This is a genomic window from Pseudomonas sp. Ors-4-3C (genome assembly GCF_055755035.1).
Genome location: NZ_CM146900.1, coordinates 4138280 through 4160065 on the forward strand (window position 1 = coordinate 4138280; position 21786 = coordinate 4160065).

A 21786-nucleotide genomic window follows, 5' to 3' on the forward strand; every position below is an offset into this window, starting at 1 on the left:
ATCCGCCAGAATCCGCCGGCTTGTGCGCTTTGCTGATGCCCCGTAACGTGGTCCGTGCCGCTGCCAATCAGTGGTCGGGTTTAGTCGTCCGGGGATTCAGTACGTTGCGTATAAGCGTCATCAAGTCGGGTATTCCCTATCCCCGCACTCGATGGTGGCTGTTCGCAGGGCGCCCTCGGGCGCGCCGGTTTACGTACTCCCGGTCGACTAACCTGCTTACAGCCGCCACCCTCTCGTTTAGTCGCGAGCAAGGTCATGGCCTTAACGACGAGTACGAAATCATGTTCAAACCAACTCCAAATCCACCCGAAACAAATCCTGCCGATACCTCGCCCTACGAATCCCCCGATTCACGAAAGCTCCACGAAGCCGCCGAGCGTGCCCTCGATCACTACCTCAAACCTGAACCGCCCTCGCGCAATTCCGTGGATCGCGGCATGCAGATGTTCCGCGTTGCCCCCGACCTCAATCCGGAAGCCATCGCCATCCAGACCTACGAAACCTTTTCGTCGGTGAGCATTCTGCTGCTGGATCTGGCGGACAGCCTGGAAGACAAACCACGTCATCTGGCAATGGCGATTTATCAGTTGAGCGAGATGGGGTTGTTGCTGGCGGAAAAGACGCTGGACAGTGAGCGGGCGATTGCTCTGGGTTAGCCTATAGACAGATGTTGTCTGTGCTGACGCCTTCGCGGGCAAGCCCGCTCCCACAGGGATGGGCGGTGTGTACACATCCTGTGATCAACACCGGACACTGTGGGAGCGGGCTTGCCCGCGAAGGCAATAGACAGAGCGCCGCAGACGTCAGGCAGACGCCGGCAGAGGCTGAAAACTGAAGTACTGCTTCAATGCCCGCACCAGCTGCGCATATTCCGGGGGCGGGCGCTGCAGGCTGAAACCGGCGTCGTAATGCAGGGGGGTCGCGTCTTCGTGGCACCACAGGCAGCACGCGTTGAGGTCGATCACCTGTTGGCAACCATCGCTGGCGGGGATTTTCAGACGCAGATGGAATTCGGCACCGATCATCATCGGCAACTGGCTGATGAGCATCAGCCCGTCTTCAGACACGTTGCCCAGAAAGCCGATGGGTTTGTCGGTGACGCTGTTGAACACTCTGAGGAAGTACGGCAACTGATGCCGTTCGATTCGGCGGTCGGTAAACATGCGCAGTTCGCCATGCAAGGCTCCATCACAGAGCCGCACCTTTGCTTCGGAACGCGCCTGTATGGCAGCCGCGCTCTCCCCGCTTCCGGTGGGATGGTCGCCAATACGCCATCGCCTCAACAACGACCAGTCGCAGGTGTTGCCCCGGCTCAAAGTCAGGCTCTGAACCGGATCACTGGACTATAGCTCAGCTTGTACAACAGGCCAGATTTTGTATGACAACCACCATTAGAAACGCTGTGCCGGTACCACCGCTGCCGAACTGCGGGTCGGATAATGGCCCAGGCTCTGCAGGGTTTCCAGGCGCGCACGGGCGCGGAAGGCGTATTCGCTGGTAGGGTACGAGGCGATGATGAACTGGTAGGTCTGCGCCGCGTCGATGTACATTTTTTGCCGTTCCAGGCATTGGCCGCGCATCATCGACACTTCCGGCCACACATAAGGACGCGCCCGGCTGTCGCGTTCGACCTTGGACAGTTCGAGCATCACCTGCTCGCAATTGCCCCGGTCATAGGCGCTGTAGGCGTTGTTCAGATGGTGGTTCATCGCCCAACGGGTACATCCCGTGGCGGCAAGGGCGCTGAGGGCAAGGGCGGCAATGGGCAACAATCGCATGGGAGTTCTCCTGTCTTGAGTTCTGTATCGACCCCTGGTCGGAAATCTTCAGGCGCGTTTGTCCCAAAGTTGCCACGTTCAATAAAGAAAACGATAAGTAGTGCATTCGAACAATGACTACACCCTCGGAGCATAGTAGCCTTCGCTGGCGCTTGAACTCAGGAGTCTTTGCATGTCCGTCCGTCGTACCAAAATCGTCGCTACCCTTGGCCCGGCCAGTAACTCGCCGGAAGTTCTCGAACAGCTGATTCTGGCTGGTCTGGACGTCGCCCGTCTGAACTTCTCCCACGGCACCCCCGACGAGCACAAGGCTCGCGCGAAGCTGGTGCGTGACCTCGCCGCCAAGCACGGCCGCTTCGTCGCCCTGCTGGGTGACCTGCAAGGCCCGAAAATCCGTATCGCCAAATTCGCCAACAAGCGCATCGAGCTGAAGATCGGTGACAAGTTCACCTTCTCCACCAGCCATCCGCTGACCGAAGGCAACCAGCAAGTGGTCGGCATCGACTACCCGGATCTGGTGAAAGACTGCGGCGTGGGCGACGAGTTGCTGCTCGACGACGGCCGCGTAGTGATGCGCGTCGAAACCGCCACCGCTACCGAACTGCACTGCGTCGTGACCATCGGCGGCCCGCTGTCCGACCACAAAGGCATCAATCGTCGCGGCGGCGGCCTGACCGCGCCGGCCCTGACTGAAAAAGACAAGGCCGACATCAAGCTCGCCGCCGAAATGGAAGTCGACTACCTCGCGGTGTCCTTCCCGCGTGACGCGGCCGACATGAACTACGCCCGTCAACTGCGCGACGAAGCCGGCGGCACTGCCTGGCTGGTGGCGAAGATCGAACGCGCCGAAGCCGTGGCCGATGACGAAACCCTCGACGGTCTGATCAAGGCTTCCGACGCAGTGATGGTTGCCCGTGGTGACCTCGGTGTGGAAATCGGCGACGCCGAGCTGGTGGGCATTCAGAAGAAGATCATTCTGCACGCACGCCGCCACAACAAAGCGGTGATCGTCGCGACCCAGATGATGGAGTCGATGATCCAGAACCCGATGCCGACCCGCGCCGAAGTGTCCGACGTGGCCAACGCCGTGCTCGACTACACCGACGCCGTGATGCTCTCGGCCGAATCCGCTGCCGGTCTGTACCCGCTGGAAGCCGTTCAGGCGATGGCGCGTATCTGCGTCGGCGCTGAAAAGCACCCGACCAGCAAGACTTCCAGCCACCGTATCGGCAAGGAATTCGAGCGCTGCGACGAAAGCATCGCCCTGGCGACCATGTACACCGCCAACCACTTCCCGGGCGTGAAAGCGATCATCGCGTTGACTGAAAGCGGCTACACCCCGCTGATCATGTCGCGTATCCGCTCTTCGGTGCCGATCTACGCGTTCACCCCGCACCGCGAAGCCCAGGCTCGCGCAGCGATGTTCCGTGGCGTGTACACCGTGCCATTCGACCCGGCCTCGCTGGCCCCGAACGAAGTCAGCCAGAAGGCAATCGACGAGCTGGTCAAGCGCGGCGTTGTGGAAAAAGGCGACTGGGTCATCCTGACCAAGGGCGACAGCTACCACACCACCGGCGGCACCAACGGCATGAAAATCCTGCACGTGGGCGACCCACAGGTCTGAGTGATTCGCTGAAAAAACAAAGCCCCGGCATGTGAATGTCGGGGCTTTTTTATTACTCGCTAACACCTGCTGGGCGGACCTGCAACTGTCAGACCTGACAGTTGTGCCGGTGACGCTGGAAGCTTTTAATCGAACCTCGTCCGATCATTAATCTTCAGAGTTTTTACGCTTTTCTATCGTGCGATGAGCTGACGCCCTGCTTTTTCTGCAATTGCACGAGGTCGAAAAAATGACTAGTCAAAAAACTTACGGCGGGATGCTCGATACCGATTTCGGCGACAACGGGATTGTGACGATAGTCAACGGAAATCCGGACTACGGAACTATCCATATCAAACAACTGCTGGCAAAGGATTCCTGGATCTATTTCGGCGGGCATTCCTCCAAAGGAAATTCCAGCTACTTCACCCTGGGCCGTCTGGATCTAAATGGCGATCCTGATCTTGATTATGGCGAGAACGGTTTATTCCAACACCCGCTTCCCGAGTTTGCCGGCCTTTCCTCGTTTGCTTTGCAAGATGGCAGGATTATCGTTCACGCCACATCTACATCGTCTATTTCTACCAATTTTTCTTATTTTTACCGATTGGAAGAAAATGGATCACTGGATAAAACGTTTGGCGAAGATGGCCAAGTCTGTCTGGAACTCGGTTCGCTTTCCTCGCAACCAATTGAAGTTCTGGAAAGCTCTGCCGCTGACCAGACGGGTATGGTGATCTTGCGTGACGGCAAGATTCTCACTATTCATTACTATGGATGGATCATACGCCTGACGCCAGAGGGAGCTCCGGACAAAACATTCTCCCCTACAGGCTTTATCCATATCAAAAACCCTCATAATCCAACGAGTCTGTTGCAGAGCTTGCTGGTTGACGATAAGCAAGAGAAATATGTGGTTGGAGGCTTGACGCTCGCTGCATCAACTCACCATGCCATGCTTGCCTGTTTGCACAAGAATGGCGAGCCCGATAATTCGTTTGGCAAGTTGCAAAACGGTTTTGTGGTGTTCGATGTGCGGGATTCAACTTTCGAACAACTTGTCCGACAGAACAATGGACGGATTCTCGGCGTTGGTAAAGCGGGCGCATTTCCAGATATTAAAGCGTTGCTGATCAGCTCCGAGCCCAATGGTGAACCGAACATTCAATTCCATCAGGGTCGACCGTTGCTGACGGCCCTGGCCAAGGAAACACAGTGGGAGGCCGGCGCATTTCAAGAGGACGGCCGGTCTGTCGTCGTGGGGTCGACAGGCACTTTCATGCCCATGACTCACCAGCTTGTCGTAGCCCGCTTTAACGGCAACGGGACACTGGATGCCGACTTTGCTAATGGAGAGGGTTACGTCAAACAAACTCTACCAACCGATGGAAAAGGAAGGTATATCGCGAGAATTGCCTTGCAACCCGTTGATGGAAAAATCCTCGTGAGTGCCATTCCCTTAGTCCCCAACAACGAGAATCCTGGAAATCCAGTGATCTTGCGGTACTTGCCTGACTGAAGGGCGATGCCCTGAGTAATTCCGGTAAACATTGTTGCTCCTCATCTCAAGGAAATGGCCATGACTTCCCAACAGTCGAGTTCCTCACTCATGTCCGGCAAGCTTGATCCTGAATTTGGTGAAGACGGATTCAAGTATCTGACTTCACCGCTTCCTGACTATCCGAAATACCATTCAACCGTGGTCGCGGTTGGGCCTGATGACATGATTTACGTCGCTGGCGAGGCGTACGGCGACCATGGCGCGTTCTACACGGTCACCCGTCTTGATCAGCGTGGCGCTATCGACGAGAGCTTCGGCAACAACGGGTTTTTCTATAGCCAAACTATTGGCACTCATCGAGCCGACCTTCTCGCTGAGCAAATTGCTTTCTCAGAAGGAAAAATCCTGGTGAGCGGAGAAATGGGTTACTACAACGAAGGTCCGAGATACGACAAAACCATCATCCGTTTTAATTTGAACGGCACCATTGATGAGACATTTGGCGAAAATGGAGCGTTCATTTTCTATACCCCTGACGTCAGTGAGGATTCATCAAACAAAGACGCTTACAATGAAAAACGTAATCGCCGACTCGAGACTACTCAAACATACCCAATCGAATACAACTACACCTTCCACTTCCAATTCAATAATGCTTGCCGATGGACGTCTTTTGTTACTCCATGAGTCTGGCTCTTTCTTTAAAAGCTGCAGCTTTATAATCCGAGTTACCCAAGATGGAAACCTCGACACGACATTTAATAAAACCGGCTTTATCAAAGTCGCTCATGACAAGTTTGATTTTACTGTGCTTAGAAGCCTCACGATCACCAGCACAGGCGACTACATTAGTGCCGGCATCGTCAGGCACGAGTACGGGGGCATCCCTGAAGCCATTATTCTGGTAAAACACGATAAAGAGGGGCAACTGATCACTGACTTTCAAACGGACGGATTCAAGTTAATAAAATCCAGTAATACAACCAGCTACTTCACTCTTCAAGCACGACAAATCAAACCAACAATCGCATCCTCTGTCTGGGTGCGAAAGTTGAAAGAGGCTCGACCAGCCATGAGGGTTTATTAATCAGCCTCGAAGAAAATGGCCACACCAATATTCAATTCAACGGCGGAGAACCCGTTTTTTTCCGGATCAACTCAAAAGACACTTACTTCTCCAAAGCGGACTTTCTTTCTAGCGGAAAGTTTCTGGTTACAGGAATTACAAAAAAAGGCACCCTGAACCATTATGCGGTTACTCGCTTTTTAGCCAACGGCGCTCACGATAAAGAATATGGCAATGGGGGCTGGTTTGAATACAGAGAAACAATAGTTCCTGCCTACGACAGTACAGTTATTTCTCATGAAAAAATCATAATGTCGTCATTCCCCGATGATGATGATTTGGGCAGACGTCCTATTGCACGCGGATTAATGTCTTGACTCATCAAAGCCCGGCATGTGAATGCCGGGGCTTTTTGCATTCTGATCCTGAAGATGTGTTGGCTGATCCAATGCTATCGCGAGCAGGCTCACTCCTACATTTGAAATGCGTTCCCCTTTAGGAGTGAGCCTGCTCGCGATGAGGACGGTACAGCCACCCGAAGACTCAATGGCGTTTGATAAACCCGGTCAACGCCGCCAATGCCTCCGGCGAGCGCAAGCGTTGGGTGAACAACACGCCCTCCTCTTCGATCACTTTACGGATCAACTCGCGCTCCGGCGCTTTGAGCAATTGCTTGCTGATGCGCACCGCCTCTGCGGGCAGCTCATCGAAGCGCAAGGCCATTTCCCGCGCCTTGCTCAATGCCGCTTCGCCGCTGCCCAATGCCTCGGTGGCAATGCCCCACTGCGCCGCCTGTTCACCGCTGAAACCCTCGCCGAGCAGCAACAGCTCTGCCGCTTTGGCATGCCCGAGCAACCGCGGCAGGATCAGGCTGGAGCCGAATTCCGGGCACAGCCCCAGATTGACGAACGGCATACGCAGCCGTGCATCGCGGCTGACATAAACCAGATCGCAATGCAGCAACAACGTGGTGCCAATGCCCACCGCTGCCCCAGCCACCGCGGCGATCACCGGTTTGCGGCATTCGAGAAGGTTGAGCATGAAGTGGAACACCGGGCTGTCGAGGTCGCTCGGCGGTTGCTGGATGAAGTCGGCGATGTCGTTGCCGGCGGTGAAGCACTCGGCGCTGCCGGTGATCAGCACGGCGTTGATTTCAGGATCGCTGTCGGCCTGCCTCAAGGCCTCGGCGAGGCGACTGTACATCGCGCGGGTCAGGGCGTTTTTCTTGTCCGGGCGGTTGAGGCGCAGGGTGAGCAAACCGCGTTCGCGTTCCAGCAGGATGGCTTCGGTCATCAGCGTTACTCAACATTAAAAAGGCTGACAGAGTTCTTTTGTGGTGAGGCAAAACTTCTGTGGTGAGGCCTTGCCCCAGAAATCTTCGAACCTATGAAAGTCAGCGCTCAACCGCGGGACAAAAACACATCCGCCAGCAGTTGATTGCGCGGCAGTCCGGCCAGGTACAGACGTTTGGCAAAGGCGTCGACACTGGCGCTTGAGCCGCAGACTAAGGCCAGGGTCTGCCGGGAAACAAGGCGCAGTTGCGCCAAAGCGGCGGCTGAGTCGGCCGCCGTCCACAGCTCGACGCTAAGGTTTTCGCGCTGTGCGGCAAGCGCCGCCAGTGGTTTGGCCAGATAGTGCTCGCGCTCGTCATGGGCCAGGTGAATGACACGGATGGCGCCTTGGTGATCCTGACGCAAGGCTTCGCGCAGCACGCCGAACAATGGCCCCAGCCCGGTGCCGGCCGCCAGCAACCACAGCGGTCGGGTGTGCCAGTCCGGGTCGTAATGCAGCGCGCCGCCGCGCAATTCGCCGAGGCGGATCGGATCGCCGATCTGCAGGCGCCGCGCCGCATCGCTGAATTCGCCGGGCTGGCGACAGTCGAGGTGAAATTCGAGAAAGCGCTCTTCCTGCGGCAGACTTGCCAGCGAATAGGGCCTGGCGATGTGGTTGATCCACAGCACCAGATGCTGCCCGGCGGCATAGCGCAGCGGACGTTGCGGGGTCAGGCGCAAACGCAGAACGTTGTCGCTGAGCCAGTCCAGCGCCTCGACCACCGCCGGGCGCCCGTCGCTGATCGGGTCGAAGGTGTGCACCTGCAGGTCTTCTGTGACCTGACACTGACAGGCCAGCCGCCAGCCCTCCTGACGCTGTTCGGCGCTCAGGGCATCCGGGCGGCTGTCGGCGGGCAAGCCGTTCACGCACTGCACCAGGCAGGCGTGGCAACTGCCGGCGCGGCAGCTGTAAGGCACCGCGACGCCGTTCTGGTTAAGGGCGTCGAGCAGATTGCTGCCCGCCGCCACCGACCATTGCCGGTCACCGACCCGAAGTTCAGGCATCCACGTTCTCCCACGCCGCCGCACAGCGATTGCGCCCGTCGCGCTTGGCCCGGTACAGCGCCTGATCGGCGCGCTGCAAGGCGTCGTCCAGATCATCGCCCAGTTCCAGCAGAGTCATACCCGCCGACAGGCTGAGGTTGCGCACGTTCAGGCCCACCAGTTCAACGTCGGTAAAAGCAATGCGCAGGCGTTCACAACAGGCCGTCAGGCGTTCGGCATCGCAGTCGGGCAGCAACACCACGAATTCTTCACCACCGTAACGCGCCAGCACGTCGCCGTCACGCAGACAGGCACCCGCCACGCCGGCGAACGCCTGCAATACCTGGTCGCCGGCAGCATGGCCATGCAGATCGTTGATGCGCTTGAAGTGATCGAGGTCGATCAGCGCCAGACCATGCACCACGCCCGGTTCCATCTCATCCAGTTCACGTGACGCCAGGCGCAGAAAATGCCGGCGATTGAACAGCCCGGTCAGCTCGTCGGTGGCCACCAGGTCTTCGAGCTGGCGCATCATCCCGCGCAGGGTGTCCTGATGCGCCTGCAAGGCAAACCGGCGCTGGCGCATGCGTTGCCGTGAAACCTGAACGAAGCGTGCGTAAATCACCAGCCACGCCAGCACCATCGCCAGAATGCACACCTGCAACGCCGCCAGCGCCGGATCCGGCAGACGGAAGTGATAGCCATCCCAAAGGGTGATTGCACAAAAACTGAAGAACACCAGCAGCGCACAGCGAATGAACGCGCGCCGGGATAAATGGAACAGACCGAACAGCAGGATCAGCACGTAAAACACCAGAAACGCGCCGCGTGCTTCATCCAGATGAGCGATCAGCCAGGTCTGCCAGCCGAGCCCGAGCAACACTTGCGCTTCGGTCATGCTCGGGTCGGAAAAACGCAGGTTGCGCCCGGACCAGAACAGCGCAAACAGCGTGGCCTGGCAGATGACCACCAACGCGCTGCCGATGGCCACGCTGTTCAACGATTGCGGGTAATGCCCGGTAAAAAACGCCAGCCACAGCAGCAGCAAAGCCAATCCGTAAGTGGCGGCCGCAAGGGCAAAGCGCTTGAGCAAAAGGCGTTGAATGGCGTTATGGGTCAATCGTTGACTCACCGTGCGATAGGAGGCTGACCGAGTGTCCTACTCTACAGACCGGATGCCACTTTAGAGGGGCGGTCGATAAATGACCACCGATTTTCGGGCTCGAAAATTGACGTCAAAAGTGTGGCCTCAAAAGCCCCTCACCCTAGCCCTCTCCCCGAGGGAGAGGGAACTGACCGCATTGTTTATTTGAGATACGCCGACCTGATACATCATGCCGAACTCAGGTTTTGAATTCGCCACAAATCGGCTCCCTTCCCCCCTCTCCCCCTTGGGGGAGAGGGCTGGGGTGAGGGGGTGGGTATTGAAGTGCAAACCCGATGTTCGATATTCGCCCAACCATGCGACCAACGAATGACTACCGACGCGTGTATGCCCCGAAGAGGCGCGGTATACTGCCGCGCCTTTTTAGCGTCGCGCCAGCAGCCCCGGCGTGCCTTGAAAGGTGCTTGCAACCGACCGATGCACCCAAGCTGCAAGCACCTTATTGAATGTTCCCGTCTTTTAGAGGAGCGCGACTCATGACCGTGATCAAGCAAGATGACCTGATTCAGAGCGTTGCCGACGCCCTGCAATTCATTTCCTACTACCACCCCGTGGACTTCATCCAGGCGATGCACGAAGCCTACCTGCGCGAAGAATCGCCAGCGGCCCGTGATTCGATCGCGCAGATCCTGATCAACTCGCGCATGTGCGCCACCGGCCACCGGCCGATCTGCCAGGACACCGGCATCGTCACCGTGTTCGTGCGTGTGGGCATGGACGTACGTTGGGATGGCGCGACCATGAGCCTGGACGACATGATCAACGAAGGCGTGCGCCGCGCCTACAACCTGCCGGAAAACGTCCTGCGTGCCTCGATCCTCGCCGACCCGGCGGGCGCTCGCAAAAACACCAAGGACAACACCCCGGCGGTCATCCACTACTCCATCGTCCCGGGCAACACCGTGGAAGTGGACGTGGCGGCCAAGGGCGGCGGTTCCGAGAACAAGTCGAAAATGGCCATGCTCAACCCGTCCGACTCGATCGTTGACTGGGTGCTGAAAACCGTTCCGACCATGGGCGCCGGCTGGTGCCCACCGGGCATGCTGGGCATCGGTATCGGCGGCACCGCCGAGAAAGCCGCGGTCATGGCCAAGGAAGTGTTGATGGAGTCCATCGACATTCACGAACTGAAAGCCCGTGGCCCGCAGAACCGCATCGAAGAGATCCGTCTGGAGCTGTTCGAGAAGGTCAACCAGTTGGGCATCGGCGCCCAGGGCCTCGGTGGCCTGACCACCGTGCTCGACGTGAAGATCATGGACTACCCGACCCACGCCGCCTCCCTGCCGGTGTGCATGATCCCGAACTGCGCCGCCACCCGTCACGCGCACTTCGTGCTCGACGGCACCGGCCCGGCCTCGCTGGAAGCGCCATCGCTGGACGCCTACCCGGAAATCGTCTGGGAAGCCGGCCCGTCGGCCCGTCGCGTCAACCTCGACACCCTGACCCCGGAAGAAGTGCAGAGCTGGAAGCCGGGCGAAACCGTCCTGCTCAACGGCAAGATGCTCACCGGTCGCGACGCGGCGCACAAGCGCATGGTCGAGATGCTGAACAAGGGTGAAACCCTGCCGGTGGATCTGAAAGGTCGCTTCATCTACTACGTCGGCCCGGTTGATCCGGTCGGTGACGAAGTGGTTGGCCCGGCAGGTCCGACTACCGCGACGCGGATGGACAAGTTCACCCGGCAGATCCTCGAGCAGACCGGTCTGCTGGGCATGATCGGCAAGTCCGAGCGTGGCCCGACCGCGATCGAAGCGATCAAGGACAACAAGGCCGTGTACCTGATGGCCGTGGGCGGCGCCGCTTACCTGGTGGCCCAGGCGATCAAGAAGTCCAAGGTGCTGGCCTTCGCCGAGCTGGGTATGGAAGCGATCTACGAGTTCGAGGTCAAGGACATGCCGGTCACCGTCGCGGTGGACAGCAACGGTGAGTCGGTGCACATCACCGGCCCGGCGATCTGGCAACAGAAGATCGCCGAAAGCCTGGCGGTAGAAGTGCAGTAAGCGCTTCGCAGCCGTGAAAAAGGCCGGCCCGTCGTATGACGGGCCGGCCTTTTTTTGTGCGCGCATGCCCGTGCGGCCGCCCTGCACATTAATGGCTATTTGGCACCTGTCAGATCTGACAGGTTACGACATCCCCGCTTGCTGTTAGCGTCTATCCACCCACGCGCCTCGCGTGTGCAATGGATCCGACCATGGCCGATCAAGAGCTGAGCATCATCACCCCGTCCATCGCCAGCAGCGCATCGATCACCACGATCGGCAAAAGCTGGGGCGCGGTCGGCGCGACCGGCGCCGCTTCATTTGAACTGCCGCTGCCCCTGTCCGTCGGACGTGGCTGGGACCCGCAACTCTCCCTGACTTACAACAGCCAGGCCGGCAACGGGCCGTTCGGCGTCGGCTGGAGCCTGGGGATTGGTCAGATCAGCCGTCGTACCCAAAAAGGCGTACCGCGGTATACCGATCTCGATGAAATCATCGGTGACGACGGTGAAGAGTGGTTGCCTGAACTCAACGACGATGGCACACCGAAGTCGCGCCTGGAAAAATCCTATAACGGGATTGAGGTCGGCTATCACAACGTGGTCCGTTACTGGCCGAGGGTCGAGGGTGACTTTGCCCTCCGCGAGCGCTGGCAACGGGTAACGGAAACGGCAGCCGAGCCCCCCTTCTGGCTGATCCACGGGGCTGACGGCTCATTGCAGGTATACGGCAAGACCAGCGCCTCGCGCCGGGCCGATCCGGACGATGCGCTGCGGGTCAGCCATTGGCTGCTGTGTGAAAGGATGAACCCGCGCGGCGAGCACATCTGCTTCGACTACCTGGCCGATGATCAGGACCCCGACCCGACTCACGACTACCGAGCCCAGCGCTACCTGCGCGCGGTGTTCTACGGCAACGTCAGCGCCAGCCAGCACTTGTACAGCTGGACCGTGGAAGATCCGGCCGAGCTGGATTGGCACTTTCATCTGCTGTTTGACTACGGCGAGCGCACCCGTGATCTGACGCAGGCCCCCGTGTACGGTGGCGACAGCCTGCAACCGTGGGGGAAACGCCAGGATCCCTTTTCCAGCTATGGCCAGGGTTTCGAGCTGGGCACGCGGCGTCTGTGCCGGCAAATCCTGATGTTCCACCACTTCTCGCGGCCCGCCGGAGACTATCCGCTGCTGGTGCGACGGCTGTTGCTGGAGTATCCACCGGACGCCGGCCCCTGGACTTACAACCGGATCACCGCCGCTCACTATCAAGCCTTCGATGCCAGCGGCGCAGTGGAAACGACCCCGCCGGTGGAGTTCGATTACTCGCCCTTCGCGATCAACAAAACCGCCGCACGGCTGTTCGCCGAAGAAAACATGCCGGGCATTGAGGATGGACAGTTTTACCAGTGCGTGGATCTGTACGGTGAAGGCGTGCCGGGGTTCCTCTGCCGCTACGATCAGTGCTGGTATTACCGCGAACCGTTGCGCGCCCCATCAGGGCCGGACGCCATTACCTATGGCGCCTGGTCGGCGCTGGAGCAGATCCCGGTGGCGAATCGCAACAGCGCCGCCCGGCAGGTATTGCTCGATCTGACCGGCGACGGGCGGCTGGACTGGATCGTCGCCCAACCGGGCATCAGCGGTTATCGCACGTTGAACGCCGACCGCAGTTGGGCGCCGTTCCTGCCGTTTACCGGGATGCCACTGGAGTTTTTCAACACCCTTTCGCAACTGGGCGACCTGGTGGGCGATGGCCTCAACTCATTGGCGATGATCGGCCCACGCGCCGTGCGCCTGTATGCCAACCGCCGGGAAAACGGTTTTTCCAGCGCCGAAGAAGTGCCTCGTGAAGACCATGAGGACAGTTTGCCGCTGTTCAGCAACTCACCCACCGAGCTGGTGTTTCTGGGCAACATGCTCGGCAGCGACATGAGCGAGCTGTGCCGGATCCGCCACAACGAAATCAAATGCTGGCCCAATCTGGGACATGGCAAATTCGGCACAGGTCAGGTGATCAGTGCACTGCCCTTCCAGTATGCCGAGTTCAACGTCGAGCAAATCAGGATCGCCGACATCGACGGCTCCGGTGCACCGGCCCTGTTTTACCTGAAAACCTCCGGCTTCGAGATCTACCTCAATCGCGGCGGCAATGGTCTGGAACAGACACCCGTCTTCGTACCGTGGCCGGAGGGCGTGAGCTACGACCGCCTGTGCCATGTCAGTTTTGCCGATCTGCGAGGCCTGGGTTGTGCCAGCCTGATCCTGACCGTGCGACACATGACCCCGCAGCACTGGCGTTACGATTTCATCGCAGCCAAGCCCTATCTGATGACGGCAACCAACAACAATATGGGCTGCGCCACGCAGGTGGTGTATCGCAGCTCCGCTCAGGAATGGCTGGACGAAAAACAGCAGTGGCTGATCGAACATCCCGCCGAGACACCGGTCTGCCATTTGCCGTTCGCGGTGCAAGTGGTCAGCCGGCAACAGCAGCTGGATGAAATCACCGGCAATTGCCTGACGCAGGCGTGCCTCTATCGCGAAGGGTTCTACGACAGCATCGAGCGCGAATTCAGTGGCTTCGGCCATCTGCAACAGACGGACAGCGAAAGCGCCAGCGGCGATGACGACGTCGGCTTCACGGCACCGGTGCGGGTCTTGACCTGGTTCCTCACCGGGCAAGCCATGGACCGGCCAAGACACGGCTACTTCGATGCCGATGCCGAGGCGCACGCGTTGCAGCCAACGGTCTTCAGCCGCTATCACCCCAACGATGAATGCGATGAACCGGTGACACCGGCGGACGAAGCGACACGCTATAGAATCGCTCGGGCGCTGGCCGGCGCCGTGGCCCGCAGCGAAACCTGGGCCGCCAGCGACGACCCGGCCAGCACACGGCTGCTCGCGGCTGAGGAGCGCCGTTATCTGGTGCGTGACGTGCAGCCCGCGGGCCGACACGAACCGGCCAGCGTGCTGCTGCCCCTGCCGCTGGAAACCATCAGCTATCAGTACGACGGTTACATTGATGACCCGTTGTGCCGTCATGAAGTGTTGCTCAATAGCAGCCAGTTCGGCCACGCCACGCACAGCCTGACCATCAGCTACGCGCGACGTCGCACCGCCGCCGATGCCCCGCCCTTCGACGACCTCGATGAACAACAGTGGTGGCGGGACGCGCATGACCCGGCGCAGCAGTTTTTTTATCTCAACGAAACGCGCGCGCGTGCGATCGATCTGCACGAGAAGTTGCAAGAGTGGCGTCTGGGCCTGCCCTTTGAGCAACGCAGCAATGCGCTGATACTGCCCAAAGGCAAGCACCCCGAGGGCCTCACCCCGCAGGAGGTGTCATGGGAATTACTCAAGGCGCATCAAGACTCGCCGCAATGGAACGCGCTCAGGGTGCTGACCGGGCAAACCGTGCAACGCTATCTCAAGACCGAGGGCGGCAGCCTGCTGCCCGACGGTGCAGCCGACTTCGAAGCGCTGGCCGGGCCGATGGATCTGGCACAGCTTGACCAGACGGCCCTCGACGCTTACGCCAGTCTGCCGCCGCCGTTCGATATCCGGGTCGAGTTGCAGAACATCGGTTACACCGAAATGCCGCGTTTGTTCGAAAAACCGGCTGCAACCAAGGCCTCACAGGACCTCTGGTCCGCGAGCTACAACTACGCGAAGTACGCCAGCGCCGACGATTTCTTCCGGGTCTTTGAATACCGCGAAACCCTGAGCCACGGCTGGACCAAGGCGCAGTACGACGAATACCACCTGCTGATCAAAAGCGTCGAACTGCCCGATGGCTGCGTCACCCGCTGCGAATACGACTACCACGCCCTGGCGCCAGTGCGCATCATCGACGCCAACGAGAATATTCAGGAAGCGCTCTACGAGCCTTCCGGCCAACCGTTGGCCAGCAGTTTCCACGGCACCGAAAACGCGGTCGCCGCCGGCTTCCGCCCGCTCAGCGAATACGTTCGCCCCCTGGACCTGACGCCAGATTCAGCCATCGCCGACCCGGCGGCGGCGGTACAACAAGCCGCGAGTACCTTGCGCAAGGATTTGTTCAGCTGGATGGGACGGCTGCCGTCCGTGGTCAACGCCACGCCGGATCTGCTGGCGCAGTGGCAGGCCAGCGGCGATGTGTTGCCGAGCCTGCACATTCGCGCCAGCGCGCGTCGCCGGCTGGCGCAACTGAAGGCGCCGACGCCGGCAGAACTGGCGCTGCGCAAACTCATGACCAGGGTTGCACGCCAACCGGTGCACAGCGCGGTATTCAACGCCGACCGCTACCCCGATGATCCGGTGCCGGCATTGGTGCAGATCATCATCAACTACGTGGACGGCTTTGGCCGGCCGCTGCAAACCCTGCAACGGGTAGAGCCCGGAATCGCCTATGCAGTGGCCGAAGATGGGTCGCTGATCGTCGATCGCGGACAGCTGCGCGAGGAACACACCGATTCGCGCTGGCGGGTCAGCGCACGGGTCGAGTACAACAACAAAGGGCTGGCGGTGCGGCAGTTCCGGCCGTTTTTTGCCGACAGCCATGGCTATGTCAATGATCAATCCCTGCGTCAGCACGGCTACTTCGACCAGCTGTTCTATGACCCGCTCGGCCGTGCGATCAAGCTGATCAACGCCAAGGGCTATGTTTCCCGCGAGCATTACCATCCGTGGTACCTGGCCAAAGAGGACTTCAACGACACTGACGAGTCTGTCCTGCTGCAACCGCCGACATCAGCACAGACGTTGCAGTGATGAACGCCAATCTGCATCGACGCACACCGTCGCTGATCGCGATCGACGGTCGCAGCTTGCCCGTACGCCAGATTGCCTACCTGCGCGCCCATGCCGATGAGCGCGCCGAGGCCCAGTTCACACGCCAGCAGTACGACGCCGCCGGCCGCTTGATGGCGCGGTTCGACCCGCGCCTGAGTGAACCCGGTGTCGCCAGCCTGTACGACCTCAGCGGCCAGCCATTGAAGATCAGCAGCGTCGATGGCGGATGGCGCCTGAGCCTGCCCGGGCTGGCCGGACAAGCCTTGCAGCGCTGGGATGCGCGCGGCGTGCACTGGCGCTACCGCTACGACGAGCAACTGCGCAACGTCGAGATCAGCAACAGCGCCGAACCGCACAGCGAGACCTTCACCTATGCCGACGCCCGCGCCTCGGCCGATCACAACCAGCGCGGTCGGTTGCTGGAGCAACTCGATGCATCCGGCAGCCTGAGCCTGGACAGCTACAGCCTGGCCGGTGAGGCGCTGCGCGAAAGCCGCCGCTTTGCTGACGCCCGGGTGTTTGTCACGCAACGCCGTTTAAGTCCGCTGGGCGCGGTGCTGGAACAGACCGACGCCGGCGGCCACCGCCAGCAATCGCGCTACGACCTTGCCGGCCAACTCCGCCATCTGCAACTGCTGCTGGCCGGGCACAGCGACTGGCAAGCGGTGTTGCTCGACGCCCGCTTCAATGCCGCCGGACAAATCATCGCGCAGCAGGCCGGCAACGGCGTCGACAGCTATTGGTGTTATGAACCCGGCACCGACCGCCTGCTGCGGCAATGGGCGCAGAAAGGTGCGGAATCACCGCTGCAAGACTTCACCTATGAGTACGATCCGGTCGGCAACCCGACACGCATCCTCGATCACGTTTTCAGCCCCAGTCATTTCGCCAATCAGCGGGTCGACGGCGAACGTGCATTCAGCTACGACTCGCTGTATCGACTGATCAGCGCCAGCGGCTACGACGACGCCGCCCCCAGCGACCTTCCCGGCCGGCCACAGCCGAGCGATCCCAATGATCGGCGCAATTACCTGCAGACCTACCGCTACGATCAGGGCGGCAACCTGACGGAACTGTGCCACGTGCGTGACGGCGCCTGCTACACCCGGCAAATGCGTATCGACGCGGCCAGCAACCGTGGCGTGCGCTGGAACGAAGGTGATCCCGAACCGGATTTCGACCGGTTGTTCGATCGCCATGGCAACCTCACGACTCTGCAACCGGGACAGGCGCTGCAGTGGAATGCCCGCGATCAACTGGCGGCAGTGACCCTGATCAAACGCGAAAACGCTCTTGATGACGCCGAGTTTTATCACTACAGCCAGGGCGTGCGCGTCTACAAACGCCATGAAACCTACGCCGGTTCCAGTCAGCACTTTCACGAGGTGTGTTATCTGCCCGGGCTGGAAATCCGCAGCAAGGACAACGGCGAGGAGCTGCACGTGATCGACCTCGCCACGGGCTCGGGCCACGTCAGTTGCCTGCATTGGCTGAGCGGCAAACCGCCCGGCATTGCCGACGACCAGTTGCGCTACACCCTCGACGATCACTTGGGTTCATGCGTGATGGAACTGGACCGGCAGGCACGCCTGATCAGTCACGAAGGTTATTACCCGTTTGGCGCCACCGCGTGGATGAGCGCGAGCTCGGCCGTGGAGGTCGAGTACAAGACCTTGCGTTATTCGGGCAAGGAAATGGATGTCAGCGGCCTGTACCACTACGGCGCACGCTATTACGTGCCGTGGCTGCAGCGTTGGATCAGCGCTGATCCGGGGGGCGACATTGACGGCCTGAATCTGTACGCGTTCGTCGGCAACAACCCGATCGGCTATTTCGATGACGGCGGCTACAACCGCTCGCCCCAGCAACTCAAGCGCCTGATCAGCGGGAACGCGAAGCAACTGTCCGCCATCGACAGCGGGATGCAGACGCTACAGGGTCAACTCATCGACCTGCAACACCCCGGGCAATGGCGCCGGACGCTGGCAAAAAACACGCTCTATCAAATCGGCAGCGCCGCCACTGGCTGGTTCACTTCGTTCAACGCCGCCACGTTTGCCGCCGAAGCACTGCCGCAGCTATCCGGTGATCTGATCGGGCTGACGCTGGGCAACCAGGTGGCCGACAAAGGCGTCGCGACGTTCGATACGCTGGTAGACAAAATGGCGTTGAATACCCCGATTGTCCCGCAAACCTCCACCTTCAACCGGGATGCCGTTCAGGCTGTCGGGCAGCCTGCGCCATTGCTTCCGCCCCGTGACAAATATGACGTACGCAGCCGCGAAGGCCTGCAGCAACTGGCGGTAGACAGCATCAGCAAAATTGCCGGCGCCTACGTGCCCGGGGTTGGCGAAGCCATGGCCATGGGCAGCATCGCCCAGCAGGCCCAGGAAGCGGAGGAAGGTCTGTCATCGATGAAACTGGGGAAAATCCAAGACACCCTGGATGAGCTCGATACGCTGGTTTCGCAACTGTCGGCTGCGAACAACGCAGCCTTCGCCGAACTGGGTATCAGCGAATTTTACGATGAGCGCCACCACACGCGTGACTACCTGTTCGATCTGGCCCTCAACCGTGTCGGTACGACAAAAGCCAGAACCGTACGTCAGGCAGACCTCACACGCCAGACAGGCCGCGCCCGAGAAAGTATCGCAATCGCCCGCGAGTTCCTGAGCATGTATCGGGAAAAAGTCCCCGCCATCCGTGAACGCTACCGTGCCGGTTCCGGGAGTCGGCCATGACCCTGACACCAGCGGGCGACCCTTGATCATGAACCGCAACATTCACTGGCGCACCCCACAGCTGACAGTCACTGATGGACGTGGCCTGACGGTGCGTCAGGTCGATTATCTGCGGGCGGATGACAGCCAGCCGCAGCAAACCCTCATCAGTCGGCAACGGCATGACGCGGCCGGACGGCTGATCGAACAGTGGGACCCACGCCTGTTCGACACAGCCGCCAGCGCTGGTCTGAGCACCGTGTACGGCTTGAGTGGTATGGCGCTGAAAGTCGACAGCGTGGATGCCGGCTGGCGCATCAGCCTGCCCGGTCTGGCGAATGAGCTGCGGCAACGCCACGATCAACGCGGCAACCGGTGGCGTTACGATTACGACCCGATGCTGCGGTTGATTGCCGTTGCCGAAAATGCGCAAGCCGATGTCGAGCGCTACACCTATGCCGACCACCACGCGGCCCCCGAACATAACTTGCGGGGTGAACTGAGCGAGCGCTCGGACCCCGGCGCCACGGTGCTCATCGACAGCTACAGTCTGGGCGGCCAGGCACTCAGCGAAACCTGCACCCTGGCCGGCGAGCCCAGCGCGTTCATCACCCGAATGGCGTTCGACGCGCACGGCAACGTCTTGCAGCTCACCGATGCCGGCGGTCATCGACAATGCTCACGCTACGACGTCGCCGGACAGTTGCATCAGGCATCGCTATGGATTGCCGGAGCGAACGCCGCGCGATCGGTGCTCGACGCAGCCACGTACAACGCTTCCGGTCAACCACTCGAACAACTGGCCGGCAATGGCGTTCGCAGCCGCCGCGTCTACGATCCCGTCGACGGCCGCCTGCTGCACCTGCTGGCAGGCAAAGATCAGGAAAAACCGCTGCAGGATCTGCATTACACCTACGACCCGGTCGGCAATATCTTACGCATCGAAGACCACACTCTGGGCACGGTGTATTTCGCCAATCAGCGCGTCGATGGCAATCGCCACTTCGTCTACGACTCGTTGTATCGGCTGATCGAAAGTCGCGGCTTCGAAGGCCAGATCCCGCAACAGACGCCAGGCTTGCCGCAACTGATCGAGCCCATCGACCCCGGACGGCGCTTCAACTACACCGAGCATTATCATTACGATGCGGGCAACAACCTCGTCGAGCTTGTCCACGTGCGCGAAGGCCACAACTTCTGCCAAGAGATGAAGATCGACCCGAACAGCAATCGGGGGCTGCGCTGGAAAACCGCTGACCCCGACCCGGTGTTCAGCGATCACTTCGACCACCATGGCAACCAGTTGAAACTGCAGCCCGGCGCCCTGCCTCTGGAGTGGAACAGTTACGATCAACTGGCCCGTGCCACCCTGCTGCAACACGCCAATGGCTTGCCCGACGACGAAGAAATCTACCGCTACAGCCAGGGTGAGCGCGTCTACAAATGCGCGCTGAGCCACACGCCGTCGATCACCCATCGCCGCGAGGTACGTTACCTGCCGGGCCTGGAAATCCACACCCGCAGCGATGGTCAGCAGCTGCATGTCATCTCCCTGCCGGGGGCGCGTTGCCTGCACTGGCTCAGCGGTCGACCGGCAGCCATCGAGGACGATCAGATGCGTTACAGCCTCGACGACCACCTCGGCTCCTGCGCGCTGGAACTGGATCGCCATGCGGGCGTCATCAGCCTGGAGCACTATTACGCGTTTGGCGGCACAGCCTGGTGGGCTGCCCGTTCGGCGCTGGAAGCGAGCTATAAAACCCTGCGCTATTCGGGCCGGGAAATGGACGGTAGTGGCCTCTACTACTATGGCGCCCGCTACTATGCACCCTGGTTGCAACGCTGGATCAGTGCCGATCCGGCGGGAGATATCGACGGGCTGAATCTCTATGCCTTTGTCGCCAACAACCCGGTCGGTTACATCGACACCGATGGCCAGGGGCTGGATGACTTCCTGGCCATCGAAACCCCCGATCAGCGCGATCAGAGGAAAGCGCAGAGCGCCGAGAGAAGGCAGCGCACCCGGGGCATGGAGAACCTGTCACGCCTGGTCATTCGCCACCAGAACATTCTTGCCCTGTCATCGCGCCGTGCTCGGGATGCCCAGCAACAAGTGCTCAATCAGCGCTCGACCGGGCAATTTGCCGGTTCCGTCGCGCGCCGTACCGGTGTGTATGTAGCAGGACACCTTGTCGCCTACGGCGGCGGCATTCTGGTCGGCATTGGCAGTCAGGCGCTGGGTGCAATCGCTCCGGGCGCGGGGAATGTGGTGGGGGTCGCGATGGGCATTGGCGCGAAAAAAGTCATCAGTGGACTATGGGATTACGCCGCAGAGCGCACGGGCGTCGGCGCCTCGATCAAATTCAAGGCCAGCCGCATCTCCAGGGCGAAGATTGTCGAGAAAGCCGAATACAAAACCATGGCCCCGATCGATTACATGCAGCAAAAATACGCAAAAATGATCCCCGATACGCAGAAGGGCGTGCTCAAGGGTTCCAAGGAAGTCGCTTCCACCCTGATCGGCGCCGGGGCCAAGAAAATGGTGCCGGAAGCCGCCTCCGAAATCAGCGCCACGGCGAGTGCAGCGTTGGGGGCCATTGAAATAGCCAACGAAATCATCGGTGCCAGCCATGACCTCACGGCTGAAAAGGTTGCCAGGGGCATCGCCCACGTGAGCGGGCTGATCGACTATTTATCCGCCAACATGCTCGCCATCGAAAACGCCTTTGAGGCCACTGGCGTCAGCGCCATAAACACTGTCGGACTGATTGGCACAAACGCAGGCGACACACCGCAAAGTCTGTGGCAAGCCACGGCGGCCGTGATCAACGAACTGGATTACACGCGAACGATGCTGCGTTCAAAATCGCATCAATTCAGCACGGTCTGA

The 21786-nt window shown here is 60.0% G+C and carries 14 protein-coding genes; 8 read left to right on the forward strand and 6 right to left on the reverse strand.

What is annotated here, in order from left to right; genetic code table 11:
* The first annotated feature begins 281 nt into the window (after nucleotides 1-281).
* Nucleotides 282-656, forward strand: a complete 375-nt coding sequence (locus ACVHNU_RS18650; protein WP_473018038.1) for a DUF6124 family protein — start codon at nucleotides 282-284, stop codon at nucleotides 654-656.
* A gap of 147 nt (nucleotides 657-803) precedes the next feature.
* Here the strand turns inward: ACVHNU_RS18650 and ACVHNU_RS18655 are convergent, their stop codons facing one another.
* Together ACVHNU_RS18655 and ACVHNU_RS18660 are read right to left on the reverse strand one after the other, a co-directional pair.
* The gene (locus ACVHNU_RS18655) at nucleotides 804-1163 is read right to left on the reverse strand and encodes a PilZ domain-containing protein (RefSeq protein WP_045122830.1); all 360 of its coding nucleotides are present in this window, start codon (nucleotides 1161-1163) and stop codon (nucleotides 804-806) included.
* 228 nt (nucleotides 1164-1391) lie between these two features.
* Complete coding sequence (locus ACVHNU_RS18660; RefSeq protein WP_003227608.1) at nucleotides 1392-1778, reverse strand: tetratricopeptide repeat protein; 387 nt, start codon at nucleotides 1776-1778, stop codon at nucleotides 1392-1394.
* Nucleotides 1779-1950: 172 nt separating this feature from the next.
* Between ACVHNU_RS18660 and pyk the strand changes: the two genes are divergently transcribed.
* The 3 genes from pyk (at nucleotide 1951) to ACVHNU_RS18675 (ending at nucleotide 5569) form a co-directional block, all read left to right on the forward strand.
* Entirely contained in the window at nucleotides 1951-3402 is a 1452-nt protein-coding gene (gene pyk / locus ACVHNU_RS18665; RefSeq protein WP_003227610.1) for a pyruvate kinase, read from the forward strand.
* A 229-nt stretch (nucleotides 3403-3631) separates the two neighbouring features.
* Nucleotides 3632-4900 carry an NHL repeat-containing protein gene (locus ACVHNU_RS18670; protein ID WP_473018042.1) on the forward strand — a complete coding sequence of 423 codons (1269 nt, stop codon included), beginning with the start codon at nucleotides 3632-3634 and terminating at the stop codon, nucleotides 4898-4900.
* Between the two features lie 60 nt (nucleotides 4901-4960).
* Entirely contained in the window at nucleotides 4961-5569 is a 609-nt protein-coding gene (locus ACVHNU_RS18675; RefSeq protein ID WP_473018043.1) for a delta-60 repeat domain-containing protein, read from the forward strand.
* Here the strand turns inward: ACVHNU_RS18675 and ACVHNU_RS18680 are convergent.
* The 4 genes from ACVHNU_RS18680 to ACVHNU_RS18695 all read right to left on the reverse strand — a co-directional run bounded on the left by ACVHNU_RS18680 (nucleotide 5559) and on the right by ACVHNU_RS18695 (nucleotide 9383).
* The gene (locus tag ACVHNU_RS18680) at nucleotides 5559-5828 is read right to left on the reverse strand and encodes a hypothetical protein (protein ID WP_473018044.1); all 270 of its coding nucleotides are present in this window, start codon (nucleotides 5826-5828) and stop codon (nucleotides 5559-5561) included. The genes ACVHNU_RS18675 and ACVHNU_RS18680 overlap by 11 nt on opposite strands.
* 663 nt (nucleotides 5829-6491) lie before the next feature.
* Complete coding sequence (locus ACVHNU_RS18685; protein ID WP_003227611.1) at nucleotides 6492-7241, reverse strand: enoyl-CoA hydratase-related protein; 750 nt, start codon at nucleotides 7239-7241, stop codon at nucleotides 6492-6494.
* A 107-nt stretch (nucleotides 7242-7348) separates the two neighbouring features.
* Nucleotides 7349-8284, reverse strand: a complete 936-nt coding sequence (locus ACVHNU_RS18690; protein WP_400497828.1) for an iron-sulfur-binding ferredoxin reductase — start codon at nucleotides 8282-8284, stop codon at nucleotides 7349-7351.
* Entirely contained in the window at nucleotides 8277-9383 is a 1107-nt protein-coding gene (locus ACVHNU_RS18695; protein WP_003227615.1) for a GGDEF domain-containing protein, read from the reverse strand. The genes ACVHNU_RS18690 and ACVHNU_RS18695 overlap by 8 nt, the downstream gene beginning before the upstream one ends.
* A 521-nt stretch (nucleotides 9384-9904) precedes the next feature.
* Between ACVHNU_RS18695 and ACVHNU_RS18700 the strand changes: the two genes are divergently transcribed.
* The 4 genes from ACVHNU_RS18700 (at nucleotide 9905) to ACVHNU_RS18715 (ending at nucleotide 21786) form a co-directional block, all read left to right on the forward strand.
* Nucleotides 9905-11428: a fumarate hydratase gene (locus tag ACVHNU_RS18700; RefSeq protein WP_003227616.1), complete on the forward strand. Its 1524-nt coding sequence runs from the start codon at nucleotides 9905-9907 to the stop codon at nucleotides 11426-11428.
* Between the two features lie 191 nt (nucleotides 11429-11619).
* Nucleotides 11620-16155, forward strand: coding sequence for a SpvB/TcaC N-terminal domain-containing protein (locus ACVHNU_RS18705; RefSeq protein ID WP_473018045.1), 4536 nt, complete (start codon nucleotides 11620-11622; stop codon nucleotides 16153-16155).
* Nucleotides 16155-18917 (forward strand): RHS repeat-associated core domain-containing protein, encoded by a 2763-nt coding sequence (locus ACVHNU_RS18710; RefSeq protein WP_473018046.1) that lies wholly within the window; start codon nucleotides 16155-16157, stop codon nucleotides 18915-18917. The genes ACVHNU_RS18705 and ACVHNU_RS18710 overlap by 1 nt, the downstream gene beginning before the upstream one ends.
* Before the next feature lie 28 nt (nucleotides 18918-18945).
* On the forward strand, nucleotides 18946-21786 hold the full coding sequence (locus ACVHNU_RS18715; RefSeq protein WP_473018047.1) for an RHS repeat-associated core domain-containing protein: 2841 nt from the start codon (nucleotides 18946-18948) through the stop codon (nucleotides 21784-21786).

Coding starts and splice junctions, on each gene's coding strand:
- ACVHNU_RS18650 (WP_473018038.1), top strand. CDS start 282: ATGTTCAAACCAACTCCAAATCCACCCGAAACAAATCCTGCCGATACC.
- ACVHNU_RS18690 (WP_400497828.1), bottom strand. CDS start 8,284: ATGCCTGAACTTCGGGTCGGTGACCGGCAATGGTCGGTGGCGGCGGGC.
- ACVHNU_RS18675 (WP_473018043.1), top strand. CDS start 4,961: ATGACTTCCCAACAGTCGAGTTCCTCACTCATGTCCGGCAAGCTTGAT.
- ACVHNU_RS18685 (WP_003227611.1), bottom strand. CDS start 7,241: ATGACCGAAGCCATCCTGCTGGAACGCGAACGCGGTTTGCTCACCCTG.
- ACVHNU_RS18655 (WP_045122830.1), bottom strand. CDS start 1,163: ATGTTTACCGACCGCCGAATCGAACGGCATCAGTTGCCGTACTTCCTC.
- ACVHNU_RS18715 (WP_473018047.1), top strand. CDS start 18,946: ATGAACCGCAACATTCACTGGCGCACCCCACAGCTGACAGTCACTGAT.
- ACVHNU_RS18710 (WP_473018046.1), top strand. CDS start 16,155: ATGAACGCCAATCTGCATCGACGCACACCGTCGCTGATCGCGATCGAC.
- pyk (WP_003227610.1), top strand. CDS start 1,951: ATGTCCGTCCGTCGTACCAAAATCGTCGCTACCCTTGGCCCGGCCAGT.
- ACVHNU_RS18670 (WP_473018042.1), top strand. CDS start 3,632: ATGACTAGTCAAAAAACTTACGGCGGGATGCTCGATACCGATTTCGGC.
- ACVHNU_RS18700 (WP_003227616.1), top strand. CDS start 9,905: ATGACCGTGATCAAGCAAGATGACCTGATTCAGAGCGTTGCCGACGCC.
- ACVHNU_RS18705 (WP_473018045.1), top strand. CDS start 11,620: ATGGCCGATCAAGAGCTGAGCATCATCACCCCGTCCATCGCCAGCAGC.
- ACVHNU_RS18660 (WP_003227608.1), bottom strand. CDS start 1,778: ATGCGATTGTTGCCCATTGCCGCCCTTGCCCTCAGCGCCCTTGCCGCC.